This is a genomic window from Priestia koreensis (assembly GCF_001274935.1).
Lineage (GTDB): Bacteria > Bacillota > Bacilli > Bacillales > Bacillaceae_H > Bacillus_AG > Bacillus_AG koreensis.
On record NZ_LILC01000013.1, the window covers coordinates 127,814 to 154,179 of the forward strand.

Genomic DNA, 26,366 nt, shown 5'->3' on the forward strand with positions numbered 1-26,366 from the left:
CTACCCACCAGCTCTCTGTAGTCTCGACTAAATGATTACTCCTCTTCCTCATCGCGGTTCGATCGTAATTTCTCTGATCATAGCACATTGGAAAATATTGTGCAATCTATTCGTTATCCATTTTGTTTTTGTAATAGCTCACTTGCGTATAGTTCGATAATTTCACGTCGACGGATAATCCCGATAAATACACCGTTATCATCGACAACCGGCACAAAGTTTTGTTCTGCTGCCTGTGAAATAATACTTGTCATTTCATCATTAATTGAAATAGGTTTGTTATCTTGTCTGCGCGCCACATCTGAAATTGGAATATCTTCAAGCTCGAACATATTAAAATTTTCAAGGGATTTGATTTTCCATAAAATGTCCCCTTCAGTCAATGTTCCAACGTATTTCCCCTCATTATCAATAAGTGGAACCGCTGCATAACGATGATACTCCATTTTTTCAAGCGCTTGACGCATTGATGAATGAATGTTTACGGTTACGACTTCAATTTTTGGAATTAAAAAAAATGCAACATTCATTGTTTCCCAGTCTCCTTTTGTCTCGATCCTTCTTAGTCTATCCAAAAACCATCTGAACGAACGGTTTTTGATTGGTTGTTTGCAATGAATGAATGGCGTGTTCACCGATTCTCTCATTACGCTGACGAGGTTAGCTGTCGGGTTAGGGCTAGTGAGAGTCGCCCTTTCTTCATTTTTGTATGAACATGCAAAAATGGCGGCATGGAAAAAGGCGAAGATAATTTCTGCTGAAATGCCTCGCTATGCCTAGAATTCACCCCTAGTACATGAAGTACTTGTCGTGGTTCCCCCGCTCCTATTCGGATTGAGCGCTATTGTTTTCATATTATCCTTCGTTATATTACACATGTTGATTTACCCTGTCAAACTTTTATATCCCCCTGTTACAACAGTCATTTTGCTTCTATTCCTACACCTATGTATTCGATAAAAAAAGGCGAATTCCCTTTTAAAACTGGCAAAAAGATCCTGACTGCACCTGTTATCTTCCCTTTTATCGGGCAAGCTAAACCATAAAAAGAATAGTGGATTTTTTTTGAATACTATTGTATGATAAACCCTTGTTAGTAATAATACAATTCTTATCGATATACTATGAATTAAAAGGAGAAAGATGATGAAACTTTCCACTAAAATTACGTTAGGGCTTATTTTAGGGATCATTGTGGGTGCCTTGTTGAACGGTTTCCTCCCTGGTCACGTTGGGTTTTTAGACAAATATATTTTAACGCCTATTGGGCAGGCATTTTTACATCTCATCCAATTTGTTGTCGTACCTCTTGTGTTCACGTCATTACTCATCGGTTTTACAGGGCTACGTGATTCAAGCAAAGTTGGTTCTTATACGACAAAGCTGCTTCTGCTGTACATCGTCACTAGTGCCGTATCACTTGCGATCGGCCTACTTACTGCTTTTGTCTTGAAGCCAGGACAAGGTGTAAGTGGAGCAGGCGGATTAGAAGCGCCTAAGACAGAAAAAGGACAAAATTTAATCGATTGGCTCGTATCAATTATACCGACTAACCCGTTTCAAGCATTTGCAGAAGCGAATTTGCTACAGGTGATTATTTCAGCCGTTCTAATCATCATCGGCATTCGCTTGGTCGGTGATAAGGCGAAGCCGTTCATCGCTTTTTCAGAAAGCTTACATGCAATTTTAGAAAAAATCATTGGTGTTATTCTACGCGTGGCGCCAATAGGCGTATTTGCATTAATTAGTTCTGTCATTGCCACACAAGGTTTTGATTTAGTAAAAAAGCTGGCACTTTACATTATTGGTCTTTTAGTTGCGATCTTAGTGATGATGTTGATTTATGCATTAATCATCTTGTTCATCAAGGAATCACCATCTCGCTTTTTCAAAAGCTTCTGGCCCGCTTTTAGCATCGCTTTCGGAACAGCAAGCTCAAATGCGGCTCTTCCAGTAGCGCTTGACAATGCCAAGCAAGGATATGGCTTAAAATCAGACATTGCTGGGTTCGCGATTCCATTCGGAACGGCACTAAAACGCGACGGAGCGGGTATCCTACAAGGATTTAATGCGATCTTCGTTGCTCAGCTATTTCATGTAGATTTATCACCTGCAGTCATCGGAGCAATCTTTATTAGTGCCATTTTGGTTTCATTCAGTACAGCAGGTGTTCCCGGTGCTGGTATTATCATGATGACAACGGTCCTAACAGCCGCTCATTTACCACTCGAAGGGATTGCATTAGTAGCCGGCGTAGACCGGATTACAGAAGGATTCCGTACGATGCTGAACGTTGTTGGAAATGCGGCAAACGCCGTAATACTGAACAAATGGGAGAAAGAATAAGAAGGACAGCCTGTCGGCTGTCCTTTGTTGTGTTTACAATTTGAATTTTATAAGCATAAGTTGGAGCTTTTCAGAAAGGCCTACAAGCATTTGTGCAGCAGACGTTATTGCCCGTTTGAATATTTGTTGCTGTTGGATGCAATCCTTACCTATATATTCGCTAAGCATTGTACCTGCAACAAGAGACAAGTTTTTTCATCGAATAAAATCCCAACAAAAAAAGTGCTCAGGCGTTAAAGAGCCGTTTGCGCTTTTCGTTAAAACGTATCGTGCTGAGTTGTTTTTGAATGAATTGTCCAATGATCAAAAACGGTCGTATGATCTGTAAGAGACCCGGTTTTAAGCCACTTCATCGCTTCAATTACAAGAGGAGAAGCTGTTTCTACTTTGATATCATCAGGGTGCACCCACCTTGCACCATCAGCATCCTGACCAGAAAATTGGTTGGCAACCGGTGTTACACTCCCCTCCCAAGATAAAAGATGGTACATAATGGCCATGTGATAACCCGTTTCCTCCGCCGAAAATGGAAGTAAGAAATCGCTCATTCCAAGTCGCACAGATTCAATGACATTCAGTCCTGTTTCTTCTCGAATTTCTCTCTTTAACGCTTCTTCAATCGTTTCAAATGATTCAACTCCGCCACCAGGAAGATCAATTCGTCCTCTATACGGTCCTGTTCGTTTATCAACGACCAGTAGTTTTCCATCCTTTTCACAAATGGCATATACGCCTAAACGGCGATTGTAATCAGCTGACATGTGGCGTCATGCTTTCGGCACTTTTGGCTTTTTGAATAATATCTGCAATAAAAGCGCCTTTCGCTTTTGCATATTCATTTCCGTTCTTCCACTGTTTTGCTGAGAGCTCTTCCTTCAAAGCAGCGTAATCATGTCGTGCTTCCTCATTCGTTCGCAAATAATTTCGGAATGCAAGATGATCCGTCCAAAATGGCGAGTCCATGAGAGTCAAATGAATGTGAGCGAATCGGTGTGTATGGCTTGGAATATGGATGTCTGGGTCTTTTGTGATAATGTTTGGATAATCCTCACGAAACACCCCGTCTTTTAAAGCGATAAAAAAGCGTCGTTCGGGAATAATAGCATTGAATGATTCAACGTAAATGTATCCAGCCTGCACCAATGCTTCTGTTGCAAGCTCCATTTCTTCAGGGCGCTTTAAGCCAATCATCATATCAATAATAGGTTTGGCTAACAGTCCGGGAATAGACGTGCTGCCGATATGCTCGATTGTGGGATGTACATCTTTTAAAAGTTGATCTAGTTGCTCTTGTTCAGATTGAAAAAGTAACGGCCACCCTTGATTGTATGAAGTCACTGTAATTTCCATCATGTTCACCTCAAAAAAATAAAGTTGTTTAATAGCATAGCACATTTTAAAACAAAATTGTACGATTATTCAGAAAAAAGTTACTTCATCTTCTTCCTCTACAAAGTATTTCAAAAAATAAGGGAAATAGGGTATGATCAGTAAGGACAGTTTTTATTCCAAATATAGACTATGAACGATGAAAAGGAGGGTTGACCTTGAAGAAGGTAAAAACCCTTTTCTCTTTGCTCGCTGCTGTCACAGCTTTTCTCGTGACATACTTTACGATTAAAGTGGAGCGCGCGCATCATGCAAAAGGAAGTAAGTAAAGAGAAACAGTTGCACGTATTACTAACAATAAGCGAAGTTACCTGGCTATTTGGATGAGGGGGTAATTTCGCTTATTTGCATTTTGTTCCATTTTTAGGCATTCGTCACTTGCCAACCTTTACTGTTTGACATATAATTTAATTAATTAAGTAATTACTTAAATAACTAATTAAGGAGGTCATGTGGTGAATGATACCTTTAAAGCCCTCTCTGATCCGACTAGAAGAAAAATTCTTGACCTTCTAAAAGAAAAGGATTTGACTGCTGGGGAAATATCCGATCATTTCAACATGTCTAAACCAAGTATTTCTCAGCATTTGAAGATTTTAAAGCAGGCGGACCTCGTTCATGATGAAAAACAAGGGCAATATGTGTTGTATTCACTCAACACCACCGTTTTTCAAGATATTATGAGCTGGGCTCTTGGCTTCGCGAAAAAAAATGATTAAGGGAGACTTACTCATGAAAAAACACATCTTACCGCTGTTGGCGATTATCGCAAGTTTGGGCGTTTGGGTATTTTTTTACAGTACATTGCCGGCTCAAATGGCTAATCATTGGTCAATTGGATCTGGAGAAGTAAATGGTTATAGCTCAAAGCTCTCTACTTTTCTGATGCTAAATGGCATTTTGGTTCTACTATATGTGCTGCTTATTTTTGCCCCGCGAATGGATCCAAAAAAGAATAATTACAAAGCCTTTTCATCTAGCTATGGGATTATGACGAGTGTCATTATGCTCGTTCTGTCAGGCGTAAATATCTTTGTCGTACTATGGAATGCGGGTTATGATATTCCTATGACTCGTATTGCACCCATTGTTCTGGGAATTATCTTTTTAGTCATTGGAAACTTTATGCCGAAAGTACGACCGAACTTTTTCGTGGGCATTCGTACACCGTGGGCATTGAGCAATGATAGCGTTTGGCGTAAGACTCACCGTTTCACCTCAAAGCTCTATTTTGTATCTGGAGTTATCTTTTTTCTACTTGTATTTTTACCCGCTTCCCTTCTTAATTGGATCATCATTCCTATTATTGTCATACTGGTCATTGTTCCAACTGTCCATTCGTACATGGTGTATCGAAAAGAATTGACCTAACAAACAGAATTTTTCAACTTCTCTCCTTCGCCCTTTGGTATACTAGGAGGTAGATGGGGAGTGGAATAATGAAAATCGCAGATATATACCGAGATCTACCAACAATTGAAACAGAACGTCTACTGCTACGCAAAGTCAAAGCAAAGGATACAAAAGCGATCTATGCGTATGCATCTGACCCTGAAGTCGCAAGGTATGTGACCTGGCCTGTTCATACGACAATCGGTGCCACTCAGGCATTTGTTCAATTTGTAATTGAACAGTATCGCAAGCATGATATTGCGCCTTGGGGAATGGTTGTAAAAGAAACGGATGATTTTATAGGTACCATCGATTTTGTTGCCTGGCAGCCACAGCACTATACCGCTGAAATCGGCTATACCATCGGGCGTAGTTTTTGGAACAAGGGCTACACAAGTGAAGCCGCCGAAGCTCTCATCGACTTTGGTTTTCACAATATGGAACTAGAGCGAATTCAAGCGCGCTGTATGGTTGATAACGTGGCGTCTGCACGTGTCATGGAGAAGGCAGGAATGTCTTACGAAGGTACGATACGAAGAGCGCTTTATGTGAAAGAGCAGCATCAGGATTTAAAGCTTTATTCCATTTTACGAAATGAATGGCGAGATGATCGTTTATAATACAGAAAAGCCACGGCTCTTACTTATGCCGTGGCTTTGTTTCTAAGCGAAACGATTTTGGTTTTTAAGTTCTTGAATGTCTTTTGTTAGCTCGTTAAACTTGCGATCAAGATCTTTGTATAGCGGATCATTCATGCTAATGAAGCTTAGCTTTCCTAACACTTCTTGACGCTCGGTCTCAAGCTTTAGTGTTAACTCTTCTTTATCCTCACGCTGAGCGGTTGGAAGCCGGTCAGTGACTTTGTAGATTCGCTGATCAGCAATGACAAGCTTCTCCGTAGTCGTTTTTTCAATGAAATACCCATCATGTGAGACAATTACGAGCGTACCCTTGTAATGAGCGAGCGTTTCCTCGAGCTGCTCACGCGACGGCAGATCTAAGTGGTTGGTCGGTTCGTCTAATACAAGTACGTCTCTTTCCTCTAGAATGTACATCATCAACTTACATTTAATACGCTCCCCCATACTCATCAACTCAATCGGCTCCTTCCACTGTGAAGGGATGAAGCCTAAATGCTTCATCAAGTTTTGAACTTTCCCTCTGTCCGCAAAGTTGTCTCGGTAAAACAGCTCCTCAGGCGTTTGATGAAGTGGGAGATCAAATACTTCCTGTGTTAAGTATCCAACCTGAGCAGAAGGAGAAATCCATACGTCTCCCACTGCTTCTTCTCTTCCTAATAGTATATTTAATAAGGTCGTTTTCCCTGCTCCATTGGGTCCTGTTAGCGCTATTTTTTCGCCGTGCTGAATCGTAAAATAAGCATCTTGAAATAGGATTCGTTCTCCATACGATTTCGTTAAGTTTTTCACTTCTAAAAAGCGTTTTCCAACCTTTTGATTGGCTGTCATCGAAAAATGAACGTCATACTCTTCTTCAACGGGCTTTGCATCAATTCGATCTAATTCTTTTTGAAGTCGCTTCTGTTTTGATTTAATTTGAGAGTCTGTTCGTTTCGCCTTTACCCTATGATATTCCTTAAAACCTTCTTTTTTCGTCGACTGACTGTGGGCTTTCTCAGACCAGGATGAGAGCTGATCTAGTTGGGTCTCAATGCGCTCAACCATCTTTTGCTGCTTCTCATATTCTCGTTGCTGACTCAGTCGCCTTTGTTTTCGCGCTTCCATATAGCTCGAGTAGTTTCCTCTATGTTCAATGAGCTTTTTTTGCTCAATGGACCAAATCTTTGTTGTGACTTTATCTAAAAACAGGCGATCATGAGAAACAACGATGATCGTTCCCGGGTATGATGTTAGATAAGCAGCGAGCATTTCCATACTTTCTTGATCAAGGTGATTTGTCGGCTCATCTAACAGCAGAAGATCGGCTTCTTTCGAAAATCCTCTAGCGAGACGTGATTTCAATTTTTCACCACCGCTTAGTTGTTCAAATGGATTAGATGGTACCCTCCACATCTCTAGTAGTTTTGCTTCTAGAACATTTTTTTCCTGTTCTGGATGTGACTCTGTCTCTTGCTGGATCATTTCCATCGTAAATGCTGTGTGAAAATCGTGTATTTCCCCACCGGATGGACGAATCGTCCCAAGCAGAAGCTGTAATAATGTTGACTTCCCAGCTCCGTTTTTACCAATCAGTCCAATCACGTCTCCCTGCTGAACGGTGGCGTTTGCTTTTTCAAAAATGACAAGATCATTTATTTCATAGCTAAGTTGCTGCAGTTTTAGTAGTTCTTTCATACGAACACGTCCCTTTCCATTAAAGGGAGAATAAAAAAATCCTCCCAAAGTCAATTGGAAGGACTAGTCTTATACAATGCATGCGGAAAAAAGCTACGAGTCGTAGCGCGTGCATTATATGAAATACCGAACATTGAAAAATGGGCAGACTAATCCTATCTTTTGTACAAGTTGAAATATTTAATTTCAATTGATAAAAAATAAGATTAGTTAATCATCGTCCACCCATCATTCCTCTCGTTTAAATATTACTTTTAGTATACCATATATTTTCCAATCACAAAAGATGCATTTTTATGCGCGATTAAAGATCAGCAGGTGACAGATAATCGAAATGACTGGAAAAGCGCTCATGGTCATGATTTGAATTAAAAGCAGGCCTGATAGTAGCTGACCGACTCCGTTTGGTAAACGCTCCTGTGCTACTTTTTTCATACGTCTAGCTGCCATTACTCCAACAACCCAGCCACCAATAGAGATAAGTAACGTGACGACTGTTTTGGGCGAAAGAGTTTCAGATGGTAAATCAATAAATCCAATCACGATTAATAAAATTGGAATGATCTCAAATACCGCACTTTGAAGAAACATGATGTTTTGTGCTTTGGAAATCTTTTTATGTATATCCTTACTATTTTCCTGGACAATGACCCCGATTTTTTCATAGGTTCTTTTATAAATAAACGTAAGCCCTAAAACGGCAATAACTACTGCAAGAGCAAAATACATACTTCCCATACGTTCACCTCCTTTTTATACATGCTATCTATCATACTAAAAGTTACAGCTTCTTCACAAATTCATAGCTTGGTTTTGTGAAATGCATCTTTTCTTCATAAAAACGATGCGCCCCTACGCGGTGAGTAGCTGATGCAAGTGCTATGTTTGTACAGCCTTCAGCTCGTGCCCATTGCTCTACTGACTCAAGAAGCTGTTTTCCATAGGTTTTGGAACGACTTGCTTCATCCGTGATTAGATCAAAGACGTATACATGTTTCCCATAGTAAAAATTCGTTTGAATTTTGCAGCCAGCAAGTGCCACAATCTCGTCTTCTAGCCAAAGAGCTAAAAGCTGGTAGCCTTCTGTTACCATGTTTTTTAAGAGACCTAGATACTCACCTTCTGATAGCTCGGTGCGAAGCTGTCTCATAATTGGGTACGCGCGTAGAAACTCTTCCTGCGTTCTTAATTCCTTCATGTGAGCCATTGATATTGTCATCTTATTATCCCCTTTGTCTCAATTAAATTCGCTCGTTCTCGCCATTCATGCTCAAGCATACTCATTTCAATTAAACTCCAATAATTCTCTCCTACTTTCTTTATATCACGTAGCACCCCTTCTTGTCGAAAACCAATTCTCTCATACACGCGTAGCGCAGTGATGTTGGAGTGAAAAACGCCTAGTGATATGCGATGAAGTCCAAGTTGTTCAAAGCCAAATTTCAGCACCTCTTCTACCATGCTTGTACCGAGGCCTTGTTTTCGACCATCTGGATTTCCGATGAGAACTTTTGCGATTCTTCCTGAACCGTTTTCATAATCGATTCTTCCGATCGCGATATGTCCTATCACACGTCCCGTTCCATTTTCCAGTGCGGTAAAGATATAAGAGGAGCTCCCTTCTTCGTTTGCGCCTTTTATGTATGCCTTTAGCTGTCTTGGCGTAAGTGGGTACGTAAACGCTCCACCGGCAATCTGTAACAATACCTCTTCAGTGTAAACCCATTTGATCAACTGCTGAAAATCACTTTTTGTAAAATAGCGTAACGTAACCATTGTTCTCCCCCTTAAAACACCTTTATCACAGGGTATCGGCGCAGGAGTGGTCTTATGATTACTTTTTACAAAAAAAAAGCATGAAGCGAGAGGCTTCATGCTTTTGAATTAATTACCTGCTGTATCCGTACTAGTCGTGCCAGCTGGGTCAGGCTTTGAATCGAGCTCATTGCCTGGATTTGAATTTGCATCCTCAAGCTTTTGCTGACCTTCTGAGCGTAGCTTGAAGTATTGATAGAGTGCCTCATTGGCAATTTCTTTACTTAGTCCGTTGTCATAACCAGGCGTATAAGCTGCTGGTGCTACGGCTGCAAACGCGATTTGCGGGTTGTTGTATGGTGCAAATCCTACGTACGTTGAGTTACGTACTTCAGGAGGATTCGCTTTTCCCGTTCCATAAACGAATGTCTCAGCTGTACCTGTTTTCGCCGCAACGATGTTACGAAGACCGCTGTAACGGCTGTATTGACCTGTGTAATATTTAGCTGATGTTCCGTGTGTTCCAACAACAACTCGGCGCATCCCTTCTTTTATTACGTCAATATTTTTCTGTGACATAACAATACGGTTCAGCACTGTTGGTTGACTTGCGTACACAAGCTCACCTTGTTCATCAGGATTATCGCTTGGCGTGCGAATTTCCTTCACGATGTGCGGCTGCATACGATAGCCATTGTTGGCAATTGTCGAAATATACTGTGCCATTTGAAGCGGTGTATACGTGTCAAGCTGACCAATCCCAATATCAATTACGTTACCAAGAGGTGGTTTGTTTGCTCGGTAACCGATTGTTTCATTTGGCAGATCAATTCCTGTTTTAACCCCTAAACCGAATTGACTGTAATAATTGCGCATCGTCGATAAAATGTTTGAATCAATATGAAGCGGCTGATCGTATCCGTAGTGGCCGTTTCCGATCGCAATGACCGTTCTCCACATAAATACGTTTGACGATACTTCTAATGCTTCTCGTACATTTGGTGCTGAGTACGGTGAATGAGAAGATTTTTTAGGCGGCGTTCCTCTGAACTTCAGCGCTGTATCTGGGAAACGTGTGTACTGGCTAATCGCACCAGAGTCTAATCCTGCAAGGGACGTAGCCCCCTTAACGGCAGATCCCATCTCGTACGCCGAGTTAATATTCCCTAGCGCATAGTCATCAATTTTCCCCGTTTTCTTATTGTACTTCTTCCCGACCATCGCTAAAATGTCTCCTGTATTGGGGTCCATTAAGACGATAAACGCACGGTCAAGATATTGTGTTCCTGCTTTGGCTGTTTTATATTCGATAAGCTTTTGTGTTACAACATCATCTAACACCTTTTGAAGTTGGATATCAACGGTTAGTACGATGTCATGTCCACGCTCACCGTCAAAGACGGTTTTCGTTTCCTTCACCTGTCCAGATTTATCGGTAACGTTTTTCACTTTTGCTTTTTGACCAATCAACATGCTTTCATATTGCTGCTCAATATAACTTTTTCCTACTTGGTCATTCCGGCTATATCCATGTGAAAGGAAATAATCAAGCTGTTCTCTTGGCAAACCTTCTGATGGGCTCGTCACGTCTCCTAAAATAGAACGTAGTGTTTGACCATATAAGTTTTTACGTTGCCAATACGTCGTCGTTTCAACACCAGGAAGTTCATCAAGGTGTTCACTCACCACTGCGTATTCAGAATTAGACACGTTTTGGTTTTTAACACTCTGCTGTGTCATCGCATAGCCAGCGTTCATGCGGCTATAAATTAAAATAAGCGGTAGATCTTTTTCGACGCTTTTAATTTCTTTATCTGTCACGCGCTCAAGCTGCAGCTTATAGACTTCAGCGTTGGATAATTTTTTTATTTCTACTGCCGATACTTTCTTTTGAGCTTCTTCTGGATGCTTCAAAATCCAGAAATCTTTTTTGTCACGTTCTGTCACTTTTTTAAGATCTTTGTCGCTGAATTTGATCATTTTTGACAACTTTTCAGCCACTTCTAGCTTGTCTTGTGCTTTAGTTGTGCTCAAACGTGTGTATGTAACAGAATTGAGCGGCTCATTATCCACTACAACTCGGTTGTATCGATCAATGATTTTCCCACGTGGTACGGGGTTGTCTACCGTTACGTCCTCCGTTTTTTCGACTTCACGTTTGTAGTTTTCACCACTTACAATTTGAACAAATCCTAGTCTCAAAATGAGAACAGAAAAAAGTAAAAATACGACAAAAAACAGTAAATTCATTCGAAGAGGAATGTGTGTTTTTTTCTTCTTTTTTGCTTTGTTCGTCTTTTTCATGTACTACGTCTCCTACCCTTTTAAACATTCATCTACACTAGTATACAAAATAAGTATAATAATAGAAAGTTTATACACCAATTCTACAAAAATTAGCGTGCAATTCCTTCTATTTTACTAGTCGTATTCCTGCAAATTCCGTTTGCGGTGAAAAAGCATTCAGGAAGATGTTCACCGACTCCTAACTTTATCACGTTCTCTCTAGAAATTCTCGCTATTTTTTTATCACTAATTCGTTCCAATAGTTTGATTATTCAAATTTAAGTGCTTTTCTCCTATCTACTTTTGTCTGATCTCATGATATAGTGGAATAAAGATCCATTTTTTCGACAAAAGGGGTGATTAAATGCCAGGAAATGCACTGTACTATAGCACACAGGAAGTAGGAGCATTATTAAACCTGCATCACCAGGAAGTAGTGGAGCTTTGTGAACACCATGCATATGCAGATTGCATTCAAGTAGGAGGACACTGGTTCATTCCAAAACACCACTTTCCCAAAACTCCCTCAAACCATTCATCCAGCCTAGATATGATTACCTTCATGAGTGAATACCTTTAAACATTCCTCGCGTATTAATCAGCACTCCGTACAAATGCAGAGTGCTGTTTTATTTTTTCTCGGCATAGCGCATAAATCCGATTACGAGAATATTGATGACCCCATTTGTCAACAGTGAAAACCCCATCACCGGTTCACCATTTAAGAAAAGGATAATAGCCGTTACGAATAAATAAACCGCTTCTACAATTAATAGACCAATCGTTAAATGCTTGAAAAACGGATTGTTCACCAGATAACCAATCGCAGAGCCAAGTAAAAGCAAACCGAACGTCAACCCAGCATAGTAGGCTTCGTTGCTCCACTCATATCGCAGCAGCATCATAGGCGCTGCTTCCCTTAATCCAGCTGTACTGATATAAAGGTAGCGAATCGCAGATAAAATAAGCGCAAATACAATTAACTTCCTCATTATGCTCTCCCTTCCTGACACACGTCTGCTGATTTAAACATAATTTCAGTCGAATCATCCCTGAAATTGGTCGTGGGAGCCACATGTATCATCCACCCCTCTTCTTGCTTATATGTTCCCCCTTTTTTGATGATTTTACCAACGGTTTTGATGTTTTCTTAAAATCTCTCCTAATGTCACGATTACGTACTATTTCGGGACAGCATTCATATAGTTAAAAAGAGGTTGTCTACGGAACGGAGGGTGTGTGTATGTCGTGGTTTGAATCACTTATTTTAGGTATTATTCAAGGTCTTACGGAGTTTTTACCGATTAGCAGTACAGGTCATCTCTATTTAGGTAGGCATTTATTTGGATTAGACGAGGCAGGCTTATTTCTCGATACGATGCTTCATATCGGAACGGTACTAGCCGTATTTGTTTTTTACAAAGACGAATTCGTACATATGATTAAAAAACCGTTTAGCAAACTAACCTTTCTCCTTATTGTCGGAACGATCCCTGCAGTAGTGGTAGGCTTACTTTTTAAAGATTACTTTGAAACCATATCGAAGACGGGGGTTACGATAGGATGGGAGTTTTTAGTGACGGGCCTATTTTTATGGTTCGCAGATTCCATCAAAAACGGACGAAAAAAAATGGATGACATTACCTATACAGATGCGTTTGTTATTGGAACGTTTCAAGCAGCGGCCATTTTTCCAGCTATTTCACGTTCTGGACTTACGATTGTGGCAGCGCTTATCAGAAAGCTTGATCGTGAAACGGCGGCCTATTTCTCTTTTCTTCTTTCCACACCTGCGATCGTTGGCGCGATGATTTTACAGCTGAGCGATGTGATGGGCGGTAAAGTCGAATCGATTTCTCTTTTTTCACTGTTTGTAGGTACCCTTTCCTCTGCTCTTTTTGGCTATGTGGCGGTAAAATGGATGATTGGGTATTTAAAAAATCATTCTTTAAAGCTGTTTGCTGTGTATGTGTGGGGGTTAGGAGGCCTTATTTTATTCTTCCAAATGACTGGACGATTTTAAAAAGAGGATGGAGCCAAAGGCCCCATCCTCTTTCCCTTTTATGATGCAGAAGATAATTTTTCTGCGCGTTTCTTTTCTGATTCTGCAACGATGACCGCACATGCTGCGTCACCCGTAATGTTAACGGCTGTACGCGTCATGTCAAGAAGGCGATCGATCCCGATAATGAGAGCAATTCCTTCTACCGGAAGATTAACAGAGTTTAAGACCATCGCAAGCATAATGAGCCCTACTCCTGGTACTCCAGCTGTCCCAATACTTGCTAAAACTGCCGTTAGAACCACGGTGATGATTTGAATAAATGAGAGATTAATATCGTATACTTGGGCGATAAAGATTGTTGCTACCCCTTGCATAATCGCTGTCCCATCCATATTAATTGTTGCGCCTAACGGCTGAACGAAGCTACTAATGGATTCTGGCACACGCAAATTCTTTTGTGCCGTTGACATTGAGACCGGAAGCGTCGCGTTACTACTTGATGTACTAAAAGCGACTGCCATAGCAGGTGCAAATCCTTTAAAGAATTCAATTGGGCTTCGCTTGGCTAGGAGCATAATTGTTGATCCATATGTAAGCGCCGTGTGGATTAGAAGGCCTGCTAGCACGACAATCATATATAGACCCATCGCTTTAATTGCATCAATTCCTTGACTTCCTACCGCTGTTGCGATTAATCCAAACGTCCCGTATGGCGCGAATTTCATGACAAGGTTCACAAGGTACATCATGAGTTCGTTTCCTTGTTCAATCACATTGTACACGGCCTTTGTTTTATTGTTTAAGATCGCAAGACCAAGACCAACGAAGATGGAGAAAACGATAATTTGAAGCATGTTTCCTTCTACCATTGCTCGTATTGGATTCGTTGGAATAATGTTAAGAAGCGTTTCGCTGATTGGAGGTGCTTCCTTCGCATCGAATGTTGCCCCTGTTTTATCAAATTCCCCTACGTTTCCTGGTTGCAGAGCAAAAGCTAATACCAAACCGATAACGATGGCTACTGTTGTCGTGACCAAAAAGTATGAGATGGTTTTAGCACCGATACGTCCTAACTTCTTAGGATCGCCAAGTCCAGCTGTTCCAAGTGTAATGGAGAAAAACACAATTGGGACCACTAGCATATTAATAAGTCCTAAAAAGATTTTTCCTAGCGGTGTAAATAAAAAAGTGTTTACTTTTTCAAAAACGTCTGGTGAAGCAATGTTTAGAACAAGCCCTACTACTGCCCCTAGAAGCAGGGCAATAATAATCTTTGTTGATAACTTCATCCAACATCCCCCTCATAGTTAATTTTCTTTATCTATATGTAAAAAGATAAAGGCCATTAGCACAGAATACGAATATAATAGATTGAATATTTAGAATTTTTATCTCGCCAAAAATTCTGCTATGTAAAAATGAATAAAACAAATGAGAAATGAAAAAATGTAAATACGTGATGTCTAAAAAACTGGAGGTGTCATCTTGAAAATCGTTGAAATTTGCAAAGTTTGTAATGGAGTTGGGAAGCTAGATCGAAAGTTGCCGCTGTTCAAAAAAAATTGTCCCCTTTGTCAGGGCAGCGGCACTTATACTCAATCATTAAGTGATTACCGTAGTTAACCGTTTCGCTTGTTATGTACACTATAGCAAGTTATTTCTTAAAATAAAACCCTAATAGTGAAATTTTAAACCTTTTTTTTGTAAAATTTTGTAGAAATTTTGCTTCAGTGACATTTCAATATGGCGAATGGTGTACTCTTCAATTAAAGCCTCTGAATAGACGTATAGCGTATACGTTTGAACACGACACGCCCTATCAATCCCTGTTTGAATGCACTTTACTGACTGCAAATAGTGCGAGAGAAACACGGTTGTTTCTCTTTTACCTCTTCTCCATCGCTGAACGGTTATAAAACCCTTCTGCTTATACCCCACTGCATTGTTTTTCCACTGTATATAAGAGTGAAGCCACACTATGATCAACCATCCTGCATAGCTGTAGATTGAAAGTGATGTGTAATAGATAAGAAAACCAAGGAGCACATAAATAAAAAGAGAAAATCCACTAAATAAGTTATGAAGTGCATACAGAATATAGCCTTGTGTCGGTGACTTTGTGCGTGGCTTTTCATACGTGAACTCGGGCAAATAAGCGTTTAAATAGGTTTGTAATCTTTGTTTTTGAACAATAGGAAAAAGCTCAATCGTTGCTTCTTCACCTGATCCTATTCCAACATTTTCTACTTTTACGCGCACTGATCCCGTCATCAGAAAACGAAGCGGCTCTTCTAGCACGATCGACCGAATATAGTGAACGGGAATTCGGTACGTTTTTCGATTTAACACCCCGTATGAAACGATGAGCTCCTCTGACTCACGCGAAAGTACATAACGACCATACTTCAAAAACGTTCGAATGCCGCTAGCCACCCAAATCAAAAGCAACAGTCCTACAGCACTTAGAAAAATTACCCATCCATGTTCTAGCCAGAACGATAGGTGCAACACGTTTTTTGCATCGCTCTTTAAAAAACTTCCTTTTGGAAGGTCGTCTTTAAGCCAATCCGTTGCTTTCCCAAACAGCCAAAAACCAAATGAGATAGCAGGTAGAAGAATACGGACATCGAGTGATAAGATGACGAGGTTTTTAATTCCTAATCGCCACGTGTTGTTTGATGGTTTTGTTGAAAGTGGTTGCTTGAAAATTTCTTTCTCTAGACGTTGTACCACCGCATGTTTCAATACGAACAGAACCTCATCTCCTCCAATGGTCTCAACCTTAACGTTTTCGATTTTTAGCCACCGCTTTATTAATGAATCACTTGTATGCACAGACCGAACGCTCTCAAGCGGAATGGTATTCACAGATTTTGATAGCACACCTCGTTCGATCACAATGCTATTTTCTGTGAGTGAAAACGTATGGTTGAACCATGATACAAAAGACCAAAGCACGGTTAAAACGGCAAAGATTCCGACAATAACAGGCCACTGTAGGGAGGTTGGATTAAAAATCGTCACGCCCACAAACGGCACAAAGAAATTGCGGATCGTTTGGACGTTTTGATAGACGAATTCAATCCAGTGGTTTCTCATCTTCATCTTGCATCACTTCCTTTTTCTTCACGACGTTCATTACGATTCTCTTTATTTCTTCAGCGTTTTCTTTTGAAATATATTCAAATCGATGAAGGCTACCTGCTGTATAAAGGACAATGGCGCAAACATGTTTTTTACGTGCTAGTACACCTTGTTGAATGTTGACATGCTGAACGTTAATCGTTGGAATCAACACCTCTTCTACACTCCACCCTCCGTTTACTAGTAAAATAGTGGATTTATCAAATTCATAGCGTGCATGACGATAACGAAGCGGTAGCAGCACGGCATTTTTTAGTAGCCAGTACAAACTGATGACAATAAGATACCCATACCAACTAATCTTTAGGAGCGGATGCCAATAATGGATAACGTGATAATGAAACAATGCCCACGCCCCTATTCCGATCGCAATCGCAATCAAAAAACTGATAAAGGACTGAATACGCCAGATAGTAAGAGAAATACGCTCAATTCTGTTCATGAATACTGTTCTCCTTTCTTGCAAATGAAAAGCGGCTATAAGCTAGCCGCTTCATTGACTTATGAAATCGTTGTTTCGTACTTGGTCGCCCCACTAGAGGTAAAATGGTGACGAACTCTAAAAATCGCGAATGCGCTACAGCATAACAAGAGCGCTGAAACATCAAATGCTCTTATCACACCAAAATAGTCCGTAATAGCGCTTAGTAGCAAGGTTGATGCCCCGAAAGAAACGGTCGCAATGACGTTTTGAACGGAAAAAATTTTCGGCAACGCGTCTAGAGATGCTGATTTTTGAAGAGTTGTTTGAATAATGATCACTTTCATTTGTTCCCCTACTCCGTACAAACCTGATAAGAGGAGTGCGATCCATCCAACGGTAGTATGACCAAAACCAACCGTCATGAGCGCGAGAAACAAAGAGCTGTAAAAAATAATCATGCCGTAATGTGCTGGTTGAAAGCTCGATGAATACTTGGCGGATAGGAGCGAGCCAATGATCATTCCGCCGAAAAAGACTGCGTTAATATAGCCCCACCACGCTTGAGAAAGATGAAGCTGTTGCTCCACATACACGTATAAAATAGCAGCAATCCAGACCCCTGTCGCTAATCCTTCTAAAAAGGAAACCCACGTTAAGCCCTTTAAAACACTACTTTTAAAGGTTAACTGCCATCCTTCTCGAATGGACGTAAGCATAGGAGGAGCCTCTAGGCGCGAACGTGTTGGCGTTTCGACGTTTAATACAAACATAAAAACCGTTGCCAGCGTATAAAAAAAGAGACAAATGAAAAGAAGCGTCGTAGAGTGAAATGCAGCAATTAAAATGCCGCCCAAAGGCCAAGCGCCAAGACGAACCATCTGATCAATACTTGCAATTAAGCTATTCGCTCTACGAAGCTGCTCATCACCTACCAAAATAGGTACACAGGTATTTCGAATGGGATTTGCAATGCTATCGAGCAAGGAGATGCACATCATAAGCAGTAAAATTACCCAAACGGGTCCCGTAAAGATGTGAATAAATCCAATTAACCCTACTAATAATAATGTCTTCCCTAACTGTGACCATGCAAGTCCTTGTTTAAGCGACACGCGATCTATCAAAGCAGGTGCAAAAATGCCCCCTGCAAACATGGCGATATTCACAAGAAACGGAATAAGCGCTGTCGCTGTCGCGCTCCCCGTTTGATTGTAAATAAACGTAACGAGTGCAACAACGTACCAAACATCCGCTAAATTGGCGCACGACTGCCCTAAAACGAGAGTAAAAAACGATTTATTCATCATGATCTCACCTTTCATCTTATGAAGTTGTCGATATGCTTGAAAGATTGATCACGACCTACATGTTTTCACCTCTTTAACGGATTATCTTTCTATTATACAAGATAATCCCTTTCTTTTTTAGTGTTTTTTTCCATTTATCTGCTCTTTCCTATTCAAATGGGATTAAAATTGTTCTTCTTCTCAACCTTTTGTATAATGAAACTGGTTCACATTAGATAAGTAAGAAGAAACCGCATAATTTCACTACTTCTTCCCCTTGTTCTAATAATCGTTTATAGTATAATAAGGCTTGATTGGCATTAGAAAAAACTGAGGTGTAAAGATTGAAAACATATTCGAAATTTTTAGCCGCGACGTCGATTACATTTATGCTTGCGGGCTGTTCTTTGCTTCCGAATCACTCCGATAAGGGCAAAAAAGAACAAAAATCAACTCCTATTACAAAAATCTCGTCTCCTGTTCAGTACTATCCTTCTGCTACGCCATTTAAAGAGGGCGTAAACAGAGGCCAAATTACTTCTTATCTTCATTCAAAGCTTGATATTGATGAAGTAGAATTAGGCTTAATGGAATTGTCACAGGACGAATACGATACGGATGACTACATATATCAAGAAGGTCAATTGATTGACAATGATGAACTTGATGATTGGTTAAAGCGTTCATCTACAACAGATAAAGGGCTAAATCCACCGATCAAAACAAAGAAGGATGCAAGTGTGGATGACAAGCTAAAAGCGGAGGAAGATAATCCAAAGTATTTGGCCTATGTTCTGGAACAAGATTACTTAGACAAGGACGGAAATGTGGCGGGAATGTCACTTGGTCTCGTTCTTCACTCAACGTATTATTTTAAAACAACCGATTCTCAGGGCCTGATTTACAATGGTTCTAAAAAATTAAGTACACAAAAAGCACAGGAATACGGCAAAAAAGTAGCACAAAAAATCGTGGATCAGCTTCGTAAAAAGAAGGATACGAAAGATCTACCAATCTACTTTACGCTGTTCCAAGAATCAAATAAGGGTGATATTTTACCAGGACAATTCGTTTCATCCAACTATATTAAAGGCAGCGGAGACAAATTAGGCGGCTGGGATGATTTGAATCGTAAATATTATCTCTTCCCTTCTACTGCTGCTGATAAGGACCAAAAGGAAGTAGCGGGTCAAATCGGGTTATTTCAAGATGAGCTCAACAAATACTACGGAAAAAGTCGCACCATGCCTGTTGTAGCAAAAGGGCTATTCGTAGATAAAAATCTTCAAAAGCTCTCCGTCGAAATTCCGGTTGCGTCTATGAGTAAAACCGAAATCATTTCGTTAAGTCAATTTGTAGCGAATATGCTAACAGAGGGCGCGCTACCAAATCACTCCATTATCGAAGTGAAAATTACGGCGCTTGATAAAATTCGCAGTTTCATTTTATTTGATCCGAATGAAGACGAGCCGTTCATTCATGTATATGACTGATCATAAAAAAGCGTAGAGGGAATGACCTCTACGCTTTTTTATGTTTCAGATGACAAGTAATTTAATTATGCTAATTTATAAGAAGAAAGGTTATACCACGCATGCATCGTAAAATGCTCTAACTCCTCTTCTGCTGTCCCTTCATAAAACGCGCGAAAATCCTCTGTCGACATGCCGTAACGCTGCTCACACCACTCAAGAAAAATCTCAAGATCGTCTTCTGCTGTTAGCTCTTCAAATGTAAGCATGTGCTTTTTCTTGTACGCTTCATCACACTGACAAAAAAGCAGTGATTTGCTTGAATCGACATAATAACCACGGTCAAGACACTCTTCACAATCTGGACGATGATACCTCATCAATTTTCCTCCTCTTTCTTTAATCGCTATATTTTTCTATACAGTATCTCCAATTAAAGCCTTTTTTATTCGTTGTGCTTGGTTTAACTAAAAATTTTTGTTATAGTGAGAAAAATCAAAAATTATTTCTTTCATCAGGAACTATTGACTATAATGGATAGAGAAGAATGAACACATGCAGGAGTTTATAATGAAGAAATATCTTTTGTTACTCATTCCTTTTTTCTTTTATGGAAGACAGCTGTTGGTTTACTGGGGAGATCTCTTTTTTTGTCTCCAAGTTTTTGCGAGCATTTCTGTTTTGACAGGGTTTATGGTGTTGCTACTGAAACGAACCACTTTATCAACCATGCTGGACTGGACGATAGCGACATGTTTTTCAATTTATTTTTGTTTTCTTTTTCATATCACAGTGGAAGTGGTTGCCTTTCCCGATCTTCATTCATCTGACTGGTCGAATCTCTCCTTTATCGTACAAACGGTGAACGTTCATCCGATAAGGGGTATTCTCGACATTGTAAGGAATAATCCAAACGCTACATTTCAAATTGTCGGCAATTTGCTCATGCTTTCTCCCTTTGCCTTTGTCATGCGCTATTTTTCATGGGTCAATAGCACAAAGAGAACGATTATGTATGGCTTTTTTCTTTCTTTTGTCATTGAAGTTATACAATTAGTTGAAACGGCTGTGGATATGGTGTGGCAGCTAGGCATAAGAAGAAGTCCTGACAGTTCAGATGTGTTATTGAACACAGCAGGAGCAATGTTTGGTGCGCTTGCTTATCATGTATGGAAAACGGTGAAACAACCTTCTTTCGGAAAAAACGGTAGATTAAATCCAACTATTCAGGATCAGCAAGAGGATTATTAGTTCTTTATTATGTAAGGAGGAAAAAAGATGAATGCACAGTATCCGATTGGTCCATTCGTAAAGCCAAGCTCATATAGTTTAGAGGAAGTAAAACAGTGGATAGAGGATATCCGAAGCTTTCCGCGCCTTTTAAAACAGATTACGCATCAGCTATCTACCAATCAGCTTGATACTCCTTACCGTAAAAACGGATGGACCGTTCGTCAAGTCGTTCATCACGTAGCTGATTCTCATATGAACGCGTTTATTCGTTTTAAGCTAGCTCTAACAGAAGATTTTCCACTCATTAAAACATATGATGAGAAAAAATGGGCAACTCTTTCTGATTGTAGTCTTCCTATCGAAGCATCTCTGAAAATGGTTGAAGGGATTCATGAACGCTGGTATGCCTTAATCAAAGAGATGGATGAAACGGACTTTCACCGCACAATGAATCATCCGGAATACGCAGATCCACAGCCATTGTATACAAATCTTGGCTTATACTCCTGGCATGGGCGACATCACCTTTCACATATCGAACTTGTTGCTCATGCACAGAAAGCATAAAAAAAGCGAGCAGGATCGTTTCTGCTCGCTTTTTAACGACTTTTAATCAATAGGGAAATCGCTTCTTCTACCACTTTTGAGGTGTCTCCGCCCTCTTCTTGAGCTTCTGTAATGCAGTGCTCTAAGTTGGTTGCGACGATTTGAGCAATCGTGCGATCAACGGCACTTCGGATCGCAGAAAGCTGTGTTACAACATCTTTGCAATCTTTTTGTTCTTCCATCATGCGCAGAACGCCTCGCACCTGACCTTCTGCACGTTTTAGACGATTTTTTGTTTGATCGGTATACTTCATTTTCTATCCCTTCTTTTACTCAAAATGATTTTCTGTCTTCACCTACTACTCACACGTGCACATGTAGCCACGAACGTCAAAGCCTAACTTTTTCAAGCGTCTCACGCTCAAATTACGAGAGATTCGGTCGTTCACAATAACCACTACTTCACGTAAAGGTATGTCACTGTGATGACGTTCTAAATAGGCGAGTGGTATATGAATGGCAGAAGGACAAGGTTGCTTTGTTATTTCGTTAAAATGACGAACATCTACGAGCGAAATTCCAGATTGCTCGCAGTCCACGCTGTCTACTTTTCTTACTCCCTGAACGGGAACATAGCGCTGATAAAATAGCGCAATAACCAGCAACACCATCGCGATTCCAATGACTAATATTGTCATATATTCCTCCGCTAAACTAGATTATGAATTTTTAAGTGTCTTTTATTATACGTGAAGGGGTATTGAAAAGCAAAATGAAATGCTCTTTTTTTACATTTATTGAGCCCATTTTTTAATTTTGACGTTTTTACGAACGTTTGTTTTTAGATGTTGTATATTGTGAATGAGTACGCTATCATTAAAGCATACCTCGTAGCCATGAGCGTATATCAATATCCTATAGGAGGCGATACAGATGGCTTCTTCCTCACACAAAACTCACAAACAGGAATTTGTTCAAAAACTTAAAAAGCAAGGAATCAAAATTGGTTTTACCAAGCCTCGCTCACAAATTACTTCCTTATTTCAACTTCCTTTTAAAAGAGCCAAAGCCTTGAATTAACGAAATTCTTTCTAGTGGATACATACTAAATAGCCGTAGTCCCCTCACCTATGGGGATTCGGCTATTTTATTTGGAGTGATGCAAAAGCGTCCGCTGCTGAGCCACTCTTCGTCTGATCCAAAGAAAAAAGACCACGAAAAGAAAAACAAGCGCCGAAGCAGAAAATGTAACGAGCGGAAACTTTAACAGCAAGCGACCAAAGTAATAGTACAGGGTGGCCATCGGTATGCTTGCAAGACCAACCATTAAAATGTACGAGGGATATCGCATTTGAAGAGAAGCAGCTAGAAAACAGGCTGCATCAGTCGGCGCTCCCGGGCTCGACATAATAAAAAATAACGGCCAATGTTTCCCCTTCAGTTTTTGAAAAAGCTTGGGGTACTTGCGCTTTAAACGTACAAACACTTCTGTTCTTGCGTAATGGTTGCCAAGTAGATAAATGATGCTTTCTGTAATGCCCATACTGATGATGGTCATAATAATCGTTTCAACAGGAGAAAACAGCATTCCTCCCATAATAATAAATAGGGAGCTAGGAATAAATAATAAAATTCGAAATGAGAACGCGAGGACGAACAATAGATATGCGTAATCGTGCTGATGGCGAATCCAATGTTGAACATCATTTATCGTTATATGATATCGATCGGCTGTTATCCAAGCGATGGACCACAAGCTGATCAAGGCGAGAATCGGAATGAATTTTTTCATGGGAAACCTCCTACGATTCTTTTCCCGATTTCTCTACTGTACAATCCACGTATTGATCATTTCAACTATTTCTTCTTTTAACATTCTTCCTTCGTATACAAAAAAAGGAATCTAGTAAAGATTCCTTTATGCAGAAGAAGACCGCATCATTAAATCGAAAAGTCTTCTGGTACAAACACTTTTAATTGTTTTGGAAGAACATACACCTCTTCTCCAACTGATAGGTTCAATTCCCTTGCTTCATTCTTTGTTAGTTCTGCTTCTAAAAATTCATTATTGTCTAGGCGATTTAACTCCACTCGCACGACTGAACCAATCGCATGAACATGAAAGACACGTGCTAAAATTCGCTCTGTATGTTCGTTATTGCGGGTGATTTTTAAATCGTGAGGTCGCACATATCCAGTCGCATCTCCGGACGTTTCAAGGTGATTATCTGACAGAGTGGTTTGGATAGACCCGTGATGAAGTCGTCCCTTTTCCAAACGTCCGTGAAAGAGGTTTACGTTTCCTAAAAAGTTGTAGACGAATGGTGTTTGTGGATGATCATACACTTCTTCTGGAGAACCAATTTGCTCAATCGCCCCCTCATTCATCACTACAATTCGATCTGCTACGTCTAATGCTTCCTCTTGATCGTGGGTCACAAAAATACTCGTAATATGAAAGTCATCATGAAGCTTACGAAGCCATCTACGAAGCTCCTTTCGCACCTTCGCATCCAATGCACCAAACGGTTCATCCAATAGAAGAACCTTTGGCTCGACCGCAAGCGCTCGTGCAAGCGCAACCCGCTGCTTTTGGCCGCCGGATAATTGATCTGGATAGCGGCTAGCCAAATGATCAAGCTTAACAAGCGATAAGAGCTCTTCAACTTTTGCTTTTATTTCTGCTTTTGAGGGACGGACGTTTCGTGGTCGAACCTTTAATCCGTACGCGACATTATCAAATACAGTCATATGACGGAACAAGGCATAGTGCTGAAATACAAACCCCACTTGCCGTTCGTTCGCGTCTAATGAGTGGGTTGGGCGGTCATCAAATAAAATCGTGCCCTCATCTGCTGATTCTAGACCTGCGATAATTCGAAGAAGCGATGTTTTCCCTGAACCTGACGGACCTAATAATGCAACCAATTCACCCCTTTTAATCGTTAAGTCTATATTTTGTAACGCTTTGAAAGATCCGAAGTTTTTTGAAATGTTTCGTATTTGAATACTCATCTTTCGCTCTCCCCTTCGTCATAAGCAACAACTCGTTTTGTTTTCCATTCGATTATATTTTTAGCGATCAGAGTCAAGATGGCGATGATCGACATGAGCGAGGCAACGGCAAAAGCTGCTGAAAACTGATACTCATTGTAGAGGACTTCAATATGAAGTGGCATCGTGTTTGTTTCTCCACGAATATGACCAGATACAACCGATACGGCCCCAAATTCTCCAATAGCACGCGCATTTGCTAAAATTAATCCATACAGCAATCCCCATTTAATATTAGGAAGCGTCACATGCCAAAACGTTCTCCATCCACTTGCTCCTAAAATGGTAGACGCTTCTTCTTCAGACGTTCCCTGTGCTTGCATAAGTGGAATTAGTTCACGCGCCACAAATGGAAATGTGACGAATAACGTCGCAAGTAAGATGCCTGGCACAGCGAATATAATTTGAATGTTATGATCTAGGAGGTATTCGCCAAAAAGACCTTGTGCACCGAATAGAAGAACGAAAATTAATCCCGCAATAACAGGCGAAATGGCTACTGGAAGGTCAATAAGCGTCAGTAAGATATTTTTCCCTTTGAACTGAAATTTTGTAATCGCCCATGCTGCTGCAATTCCAAACAAGGCGTTGAGCGGAATTGAAATTAATGCTACTAGGAGTGTCAACTTAATGGCAGAAAGCGCATCAGGGTTCGTAATCGCTTCTAGATATACTCCCCAGCCTTTTTCCAGTGCTTTTGTGAAGATGGCTACAAGTGGCACAATAAGAAACAGTGCCAAGAATAATAAGGCGATCGTAATAAGCAGCCATTGCACAGGATTTGCTTTTTTCTTTGTTTTTATTGTTGCTGTATTTGTCGTATGAGATAAAGGTACGTGACCTGCCACTATGCTGCACCTCCGTAACGTTTGTGCGTCCAGCGCTGAATAAGATTAATGACTAATAAAAGCAGAAATGAAATAAGCAGCATAACGGTCGCAATAGCGGTAGCCCCTGTGTAATCATACTGCTCAAGCTTTGTCATAATGATTAGCGGCGTAATTTCTGTTTTCATCGGCATATTCCCCGCAATAAAAACAACGGATCCGTACTCACCAATTGCGCGTGCGAAGGCAAGCGAGAACCCGGTTAAGATGGCTGGTATAAGAGGAGGAAATATGACCCTTGCAAACGTTTGGAAATTGGTTGCGCCCAAGCTTTGTGATGCTTCTTCTACTTCTTGTTCGAGCCCTTCTAAAATAGGCTGAACCGTACGTACGACAAATGGAAGCCCAATAAAGGTAAGCGCAATGACAATTCCGATAGGCGTAAAAGCAATTTTAAATCCGAATAGCTGTCCTAGCCAGCCGTGCGGTGAATAAAGGGTTGTGAGCGTAATACCTGCCACTGCCGTAGGAAGAGCAAAAGGCAAATCAACTAATCCATCAATTAATTTCTTTCCTGGAAACGAATAGCGTACGAGAACCCATGCAATCAGAACGCCGAATATAGCGTTTATACAGGCACCAATAAACGCTGTTCCGAAGCTCAATCGATAGGAAGCTACTACTCTTGGATTGCTCACAACTTGCCAAAAATCCGTCCATCCCATTTGGGCAGTGTGATAAAACACCATCGTAAGAGGCAAAATGACAATGAGACTAATATATAAAACCGTATATCCCATTGAAAGGCCAAATCCCGGTAATTTATAAACCTTTGGCTGCGTTTGTTTCATATCGTCACCTCGTTATGTAGAAAAGAAAGGAAAGAAAGCAT

31 protein-coding genes, 1 riboswitch and 1 other annotated feature (1 of these 33 cut by a window edge) are annotated in these 26,366 nt (G+C 40.4%); of the genes, 10 read left to right on the forward strand and 21 right to left on the reverse strand.

The window, feature by feature from the left end; translation table 11 throughout:
- Positions 1-61: a binding site (T-box leader), on the reverse strand (it extends 184 nt beyond the left edge of the window).
- A gap of 52 nt (positions 62-113) precedes the next feature.
- Complete coding sequence (locus tag AMD01_RS09730; RefSeq protein ID WP_053401209.1) at positions 114-530, reverse strand: CBS domain-containing protein; 417 nt, start codon at positions 528-530, stop codon at positions 114-116.
- 105 nt (positions 531-635) lie between these two features.
- Positions 636-851: riboswitch (cyclic di-AMP (ydaO/yuaA leader) on the reverse strand.
- A 292-nt stretch (positions 852-1,143) separates the two neighbouring features.
- Between AMD01_RS09730 and AMD01_RS09735 the strand changes: the two genes are divergently transcribed.
- Entirely contained in the window at positions 1,144-2,346 is a 1,203-nt protein-coding gene (locus AMD01_RS09735; RefSeq protein WP_211263392.1) for a dicarboxylate/amino acid:cation symporter, read from the forward strand.
- Positions 2,347-2,603: 257 nt separating this feature from the next.
- Here AMD01_RS09735 and AMD01_RS09740 read toward each other — a convergent pair whose 3' ends face one another.
- Positions 2,604-3,107: an NUDIX hydrolase gene (locus AMD01_RS09740; RefSeq protein WP_053401211.1), complete on the reverse strand. Its 504-nt coding sequence runs from the start codon at positions 3,105-3,107 to the stop codon at positions 2,604-2,606.
- Positions 3,097-3,699 carry a GrpB family protein gene (locus tag AMD01_RS09745; protein WP_169775949.1) on the reverse strand — a complete coding sequence of 201 codons (603 nt, stop codon included), beginning with the start codon at positions 3,697-3,699 and terminating at the stop codon, positions 3,097-3,099. Before AMD01_RS09745 ends, AMD01_RS09740 begins: the two co-directional genes overlap by 11 nt.
- 491 nt (positions 3,700-4,190) lie before the next feature.
- On the opposite strand from AMD01_RS09745, the gene AMD01_RS09750 reads away from it, so the two are divergent.
- From AMD01_RS09750 to AMD01_RS09760, 3 genes are all read left to right on the forward strand, one after another.
- The gene (locus AMD01_RS09750) at positions 4,191-4,454 is read left to right on the forward strand and encodes an autorepressor SdpR family transcription factor (protein ID WP_053401213.1); all 264 of its coding nucleotides are present in this window, start codon (positions 4,191-4,193) and stop codon (positions 4,452-4,454) included.
- A gap of 13 nt (positions 4,455-4,467) precedes the next feature.
- Positions 4,468-5,106: an SdpI family protein gene (locus tag AMD01_RS09755; protein WP_053401214.1), complete on the forward strand. Its 639-nt coding sequence runs from the start codon at positions 4,468-4,470 to the stop codon at positions 5,104-5,106.
- 68 nt (positions 5,107-5,174) lie between these two features.
- A complete protein-coding gene (locus AMD01_RS09760; protein WP_053401752.1) occupies positions 5,175-5,747 on the forward strand; it encodes a GNAT family N-acetyltransferase in 573 nt (190 codons plus the stop codon).
- A 42-nt stretch (positions 5,748-5,789) separates the two neighbouring features.
- Here AMD01_RS09760 and abc-f read toward each other — a convergent pair whose 3' ends face one another.
- The 6 genes from abc-f to AMD01_RS24465 all read right to left on the reverse strand — a co-directional run bounded on the left by abc-f (position 5,790) and on the right by AMD01_RS24465 (position 11,743).
- Entirely contained in the window at positions 5,790-7,442 is a 1,653-nt protein-coding gene (abc-f, locus tag AMD01_RS09765) for a ribosomal protection-like ABC-F family protein (protein ID WP_053401215.1), read from the reverse strand.
- A 294-nt stretch (positions 7,443-7,736) separates the two neighbouring features.
- Entirely contained in the window at positions 7,737-8,180 is a 444-nt protein-coding gene (locus AMD01_RS09770; protein ID WP_053401216.1) for a hypothetical protein, read from the reverse strand.
- Positions 8,181-8,223: 43 nt separating this feature from the next.
- Positions 8,224-8,661, reverse strand: a complete 438-nt coding sequence (locus tag AMD01_RS09775; protein ID WP_053401217.1) for a GNAT family N-acetyltransferase — start codon at positions 8,659-8,661, stop codon at positions 8,224-8,226.
- Positions 8,658-9,218: a GNAT family N-acetyltransferase gene (locus AMD01_RS09780; protein WP_053401218.1), complete on the reverse strand. Its 561-nt coding sequence runs from the start codon at positions 9,216-9,218 to the stop codon at positions 8,658-8,660. Before AMD01_RS09780 ends, AMD01_RS09775 begins: the two co-directional genes overlap by 4 nt.
- A 108-nt stretch (positions 9,219-9,326) precedes the next feature.
- Positions 9,327-11,501 (reverse strand): peptidoglycan D,D-transpeptidase FtsI family protein, encoded by a 2,175-nt coding sequence (locus tag AMD01_RS09785; RefSeq protein WP_053401219.1) that lies wholly within the window; start codon positions 11,499-11,501, stop codon positions 9,327-9,329.
- Positions 11,502-11,593: 92 nt separating this feature from the next.
- Positions 11,594-11,743, reverse strand: a complete 150-nt coding sequence (locus AMD01_RS24465) for a hypothetical protein (RefSeq protein ID WP_169775950.1) — start codon at positions 11,741-11,743, stop codon at positions 11,594-11,596.
- 104 nt (positions 11,744-11,847) lie between these two features.
- Here AMD01_RS24465 and AMD01_RS09790 point away from each other — a divergent pair, with 104 nt between their 5' ends.
- Positions 11,848-12,063, forward strand: a complete 216-nt coding sequence (locus AMD01_RS09790) for a hypothetical protein (protein ID WP_053401220.1) — start codon at positions 11,848-11,850, stop codon at positions 12,061-12,063.
- 49 nt (positions 12,064-12,112) lie between these two features.
- On the opposite strand, the gene AMD01_RS09795 is transcribed toward AMD01_RS09790, so the two are convergent.
- Positions 12,113-12,475 carry a hypothetical protein gene (locus AMD01_RS09795; RefSeq protein ID WP_053401221.1) on the reverse strand — a complete coding sequence of 121 codons (363 nt, stop codon included), beginning with the start codon at positions 12,473-12,475 and terminating at the stop codon, positions 12,113-12,115.
- A gap of 251 nt (positions 12,476-12,726) precedes the next feature.
- Between AMD01_RS09795 and AMD01_RS09800 the strand changes: the two genes are divergently transcribed.
- Positions 12,727-13,506 carry an undecaprenyl-diphosphate phosphatase gene (locus tag AMD01_RS09800; protein WP_053401222.1) on the forward strand — a complete coding sequence of 260 codons (780 nt, stop codon included), beginning with the start codon at positions 12,727-12,729 and terminating at the stop codon, positions 13,504-13,506.
- 38 nt (positions 13,507-13,544) lie between these two features.
- On the opposite strand, the gene AMD01_RS09805 is transcribed toward AMD01_RS09800, so the two are convergent.
- From AMD01_RS09805 to AMD01_RS09820, 4 genes are all read right to left on the reverse strand, one after another.
- Positions 13,545-14,777, reverse strand: coding sequence for a dicarboxylate/amino acid:cation symporter (locus AMD01_RS09805; RefSeq protein WP_053401223.1), 1,233 nt, complete (start codon positions 14,775-14,777; stop codon positions 13,545-13,547).
- A gap of 385 nt (positions 14,778-15,162) precedes the next feature.
- Positions 15,163-16,593 (reverse strand): PH domain-containing protein, encoded by a 1,431-nt coding sequence (locus AMD01_RS09810; protein WP_053401224.1) that lies wholly within the window; start codon positions 16,591-16,593, stop codon positions 15,163-15,165.
- The gene (locus tag AMD01_RS09815) at positions 16,568-17,074 is read right to left on the reverse strand and encodes a PH domain-containing protein (protein WP_053401225.1); all 507 of its coding nucleotides are present in this window, start codon (positions 17,072-17,074) and stop codon (positions 16,568-16,570) included. The genes AMD01_RS09810 and AMD01_RS09815 overlap by 26 nt, the downstream gene beginning before the upstream one ends.
- 59 nt (positions 17,075-17,133) lie before the next feature.
- Positions 17,134-18,363, reverse strand: coding sequence for an MFS transporter (locus AMD01_RS09820; protein ID WP_053401226.1), 1,230 nt, complete (start codon positions 18,361-18,363; stop codon positions 17,134-17,136).
- Between the two features lie 323 nt (positions 18,364-18,686).
- Here AMD01_RS09820 and AMD01_RS09825 point away from each other — a divergent pair, with 323 nt between their 5' ends.
- A complete protein-coding gene (locus AMD01_RS09825; protein ID WP_053401227.1) occupies positions 18,687-19,835 on the forward strand; it encodes a CamS family sex pheromone protein in 1,149 nt (382 codons plus the stop codon).
- Positions 19,836-19,900: 65 nt separating this feature from the next.
- Here the strand turns inward: AMD01_RS09825 and AMD01_RS09830 are convergent, their stop codons facing one another.
- The gene (locus AMD01_RS09830; protein WP_053401228.1) at positions 19,901-20,194 is read right to left on the reverse strand and encodes a hypothetical protein; all 294 of its coding nucleotides are present in this window, start codon (positions 20,192-20,194) and stop codon (positions 19,901-19,903) included.
- A gap of 190 nt (positions 20,195-20,384) precedes the next feature.
- Between AMD01_RS09830 and AMD01_RS09835 the strand changes: the two genes are divergently transcribed.
- Together AMD01_RS09835 and AMD01_RS09840 are read left to right on the forward strand one after the other, a co-directional pair.
- Entirely contained in the window at positions 20,385-21,065 is a 681-nt protein-coding gene (locus AMD01_RS09835; RefSeq protein WP_053401229.1) for a VanZ family protein, read from the forward strand.
- Between the two features lie 27 nt (positions 21,066-21,092).
- Entirely contained in the window at positions 21,093-21,614 is a 522-nt protein-coding gene (locus AMD01_RS09840) for a YfiT family bacillithiol transferase (RefSeq protein ID WP_053401230.1), read from the forward strand.
- Between the two features lie 32 nt (positions 21,615-21,646).
- On the opposite strand, the gene AMD01_RS09845 is transcribed toward AMD01_RS09840, so the two are convergent.
- Positions 21,647-21,907 (reverse strand): metal-sensitive transcriptional regulator, encoded by a 261-nt coding sequence (locus tag AMD01_RS09845; protein ID WP_053401231.1) that lies wholly within the window; start codon positions 21,905-21,907, stop codon positions 21,647-21,649.
- A gap of 45 nt (positions 21,908-21,952) precedes the next feature.
- Positions 21,953-22,291 (reverse strand): rhodanese-like domain-containing protein, encoded by a 339-nt coding sequence (locus AMD01_RS09850; protein ID WP_053401232.1) that lies wholly within the window; start codon positions 22,289-22,291, stop codon positions 21,953-21,955.
- A gap of 235 nt (positions 22,292-22,526) precedes the next feature.
- On the opposite strand from AMD01_RS09850, the gene AMD01_RS24040 reads away from it, so the two are divergent.
- Complete coding sequence (locus AMD01_RS24040) at positions 22,527-22,673, forward strand: hypothetical protein (protein ID WP_157052689.1); 147 nt, start codon at positions 22,527-22,529, stop codon at positions 22,671-22,673.
- 67 nt (positions 22,674-22,740) lie between these two features.
- Here the strand turns inward: AMD01_RS24040 and AMD01_RS09855 are convergent, their stop codons facing one another.
- The 4 genes from AMD01_RS09855 to cysT all read right to left on the reverse strand — a co-directional run bounded on the left by AMD01_RS09855 (position 22,741) and on the right by cysT (position 26,325).
- Positions 22,741-23,385 carry a TVP38/TMEM64 family protein gene (locus tag AMD01_RS09855; RefSeq protein ID WP_053401233.1) on the reverse strand — a complete coding sequence of 215 codons (645 nt, stop codon included), beginning with the start codon at positions 23,383-23,385 and terminating at the stop codon, positions 22,741-22,743.
- 149 nt (positions 23,386-23,534) lie between these two features.
- The gene (locus AMD01_RS09860) at positions 23,535-24,608 is read right to left on the reverse strand and encodes a sulfate/molybdate ABC transporter ATP-binding protein (protein ID WP_053401234.1); all 1,074 of its coding nucleotides are present in this window, start codon (positions 24,606-24,608) and stop codon (positions 23,535-23,537) included.
- Complete coding sequence (cysW, locus tag AMD01_RS09865) at positions 24,605-25,495, reverse strand: sulfate ABC transporter permease subunit CysW (RefSeq protein WP_053401235.1); 891 nt, start codon at positions 25,493-25,495, stop codon at positions 24,605-24,607. The genes AMD01_RS09860 and cysW overlap by 4 nt, the downstream gene beginning before the upstream one ends.
- Complete coding sequence (gene cysT / locus AMD01_RS09870; protein WP_053401236.1) at positions 25,495-26,325, reverse strand: sulfate ABC transporter permease subunit CysT; 831 nt, start codon at positions 26,323-26,325, stop codon at positions 25,495-25,497. The genes cysW and cysT overlap by 1 nt, the downstream gene beginning before the upstream one ends.
- Positions 26,326-26,366: the final 41 nt, after the last annotated feature.

Coding starts and splice junctions, on each gene's coding strand:
- AMD01_RS09735 (WP_211263392.1), top strand. CDS start 1,144: ATGATGAAACTTTCCACTAAAATTACGTTAGGGCTTATTTTAGGGATC.
- AMD01_RS09800 (WP_053401222.1), top strand. CDS start 12,727: ATGTCGTGGTTTGAATCACTTATTTTAGGTATTATTCAAGGTCTTACG.
- AMD01_RS09805 (WP_053401223.1), bottom strand. CDS start 14,777: ATGAAGTTATCAACAAAGATTATTATTGCCCTGCTTCTAGGGGCAGTA.
- AMD01_RS09745 (WP_169775949.1), bottom strand. CDS start 3,699: ATGATGGAAATTACAGTGACTTCATACAATCAAGGGTGGCCGTTACTT.
- AMD01_RS09730 (WP_053401209.1), bottom strand. CDS start 530: ATGAATGTTGCATTTTTTTTAATTCCAAAAATTGAAGTCGTAACCGTA.
- AMD01_RS09840 (WP_053401230.1), top strand. CDS start 21,093: ATGAATGCACAGTATCCGATTGGTCCATTCGTAAAGCCAAGCTCATAT.
- AMD01_RS24040 (WP_157052689.1), top strand. CDS start 22,527: ATGGCTTCTTCCTCACACAAAACTCACAAACAGGAATTTGTTCAAAAA.
- AMD01_RS09760 (WP_053401752.1), top strand. CDS start 5,175: ATGAAAATCGCAGATATATACCGAGATCTACCAACAATTGAAACAGAA.
- AMD01_RS09790 (WP_053401220.1), top strand. CDS start 11,848: ATGCCAGGAAATGCACTGTACTATAGCACACAGGAAGTAGGAGCATTA.
- AMD01_RS09775 (WP_053401217.1), bottom strand. CDS start 8,661: ATGACAATATCAATGGCTCACATGAAGGAATTAAGAACGCAGGAAGAG.
- AMD01_RS09850 (WP_053401232.1), bottom strand. CDS start 22,291: ATGACAATATTAGTCATTGGAATCGCGATGGTGTTGCTGGTTATTGCG.
- AMD01_RS09855 (WP_053401233.1), bottom strand. CDS start 23,385: ATGAAAAAATTCATTCCGATTCTCGCCTTGATCAGCTTGTGGTCCATC.
- AMD01_RS09785 (WP_053401219.1), bottom strand. CDS start 11,501: ATGAAAAAGACGAACAAAGCAAAAAAGAAGAAAAAAACACACATTCCT.
- cysT (WP_053401236.1), bottom strand. CDS start 26,325: ATGAAACAAACGCAGCCAAAGGTTTATAAATTACCGGGATTTGGCCTT.
- AMD01_RS09835 (WP_053401229.1), top strand. CDS start 20,385: ATGAAGAAATATCTTTTGTTACTCATTCCTTTTTTCTTTTATGGAAGA.
- AMD01_RS09795 (WP_053401221.1), bottom strand. CDS start 12,475: ATGAGGAAGTTAATTGTATTTGCGCTTATTTTATCTGCGATTCGCTAC.
- AMD01_RS09845 (WP_053401231.1), bottom strand. CDS start 21,907: ATGAAGTATACCGATCAAACAAAAAATCGTCTAAAACGTGCAGAAGGT.
- AMD01_RS09740 (WP_053401211.1), bottom strand. CDS start 3,107: ATGTCAGCTGATTACAATCGCCGTTTAGGCGTATATGCCATTTGTGAA.
- AMD01_RS09830 (WP_053401228.1), bottom strand. CDS start 20,194: ATGAGGTATCATCGTCCAGATTGTGAAGAGTGTCTTGACCGTGGTTAT.
- AMD01_RS09780 (WP_053401218.1), bottom strand. CDS start 9,218: ATGGTTACGTTACGCTATTTTACAAAAAGTGATTTTCAGCAGTTGATC.
- AMD01_RS09770 (WP_053401216.1), bottom strand. CDS start 8,180: ATGGGAAGTATGTATTTTGCTCTTGCAGTAGTTATTGCCGTTTTAGGG.
- AMD01_RS09860 (WP_053401234.1), bottom strand. CDS start 24,608: ATGAGTATTCAAATACGAAACATTTCAAAAAACTTCGGATCTTTCAAA.
- AMD01_RS09755 (WP_053401214.1), top strand. CDS start 4,468: ATGAAAAAACACATCTTACCGCTGTTGGCGATTATCGCAAGTTTGGGC.
- abc-f (WP_053401215.1), bottom strand. CDS start 7,442: ATGAAAGAACTACTAAAACTGCAGCAACTTAGCTATGAAATAAATGAT.
- AMD01_RS09820 (WP_053401226.1), bottom strand. CDS start 18,363: ATGATGAATAAATCGTTTTTTACTCTCGTTTTAGGGCAGTCGTGCGCC.
- AMD01_RS09810 (WP_053401224.1), bottom strand. CDS start 16,593: ATGAAGATGAGAAACCACTGGATTGAATTCGTCTATCAAAACGTCCAA.
- AMD01_RS09815 (WP_053401225.1), bottom strand. CDS start 17,074: ATGAACAGAATTGAGCGTATTTCTCTTACTATCTGGCGTATTCAGTCC.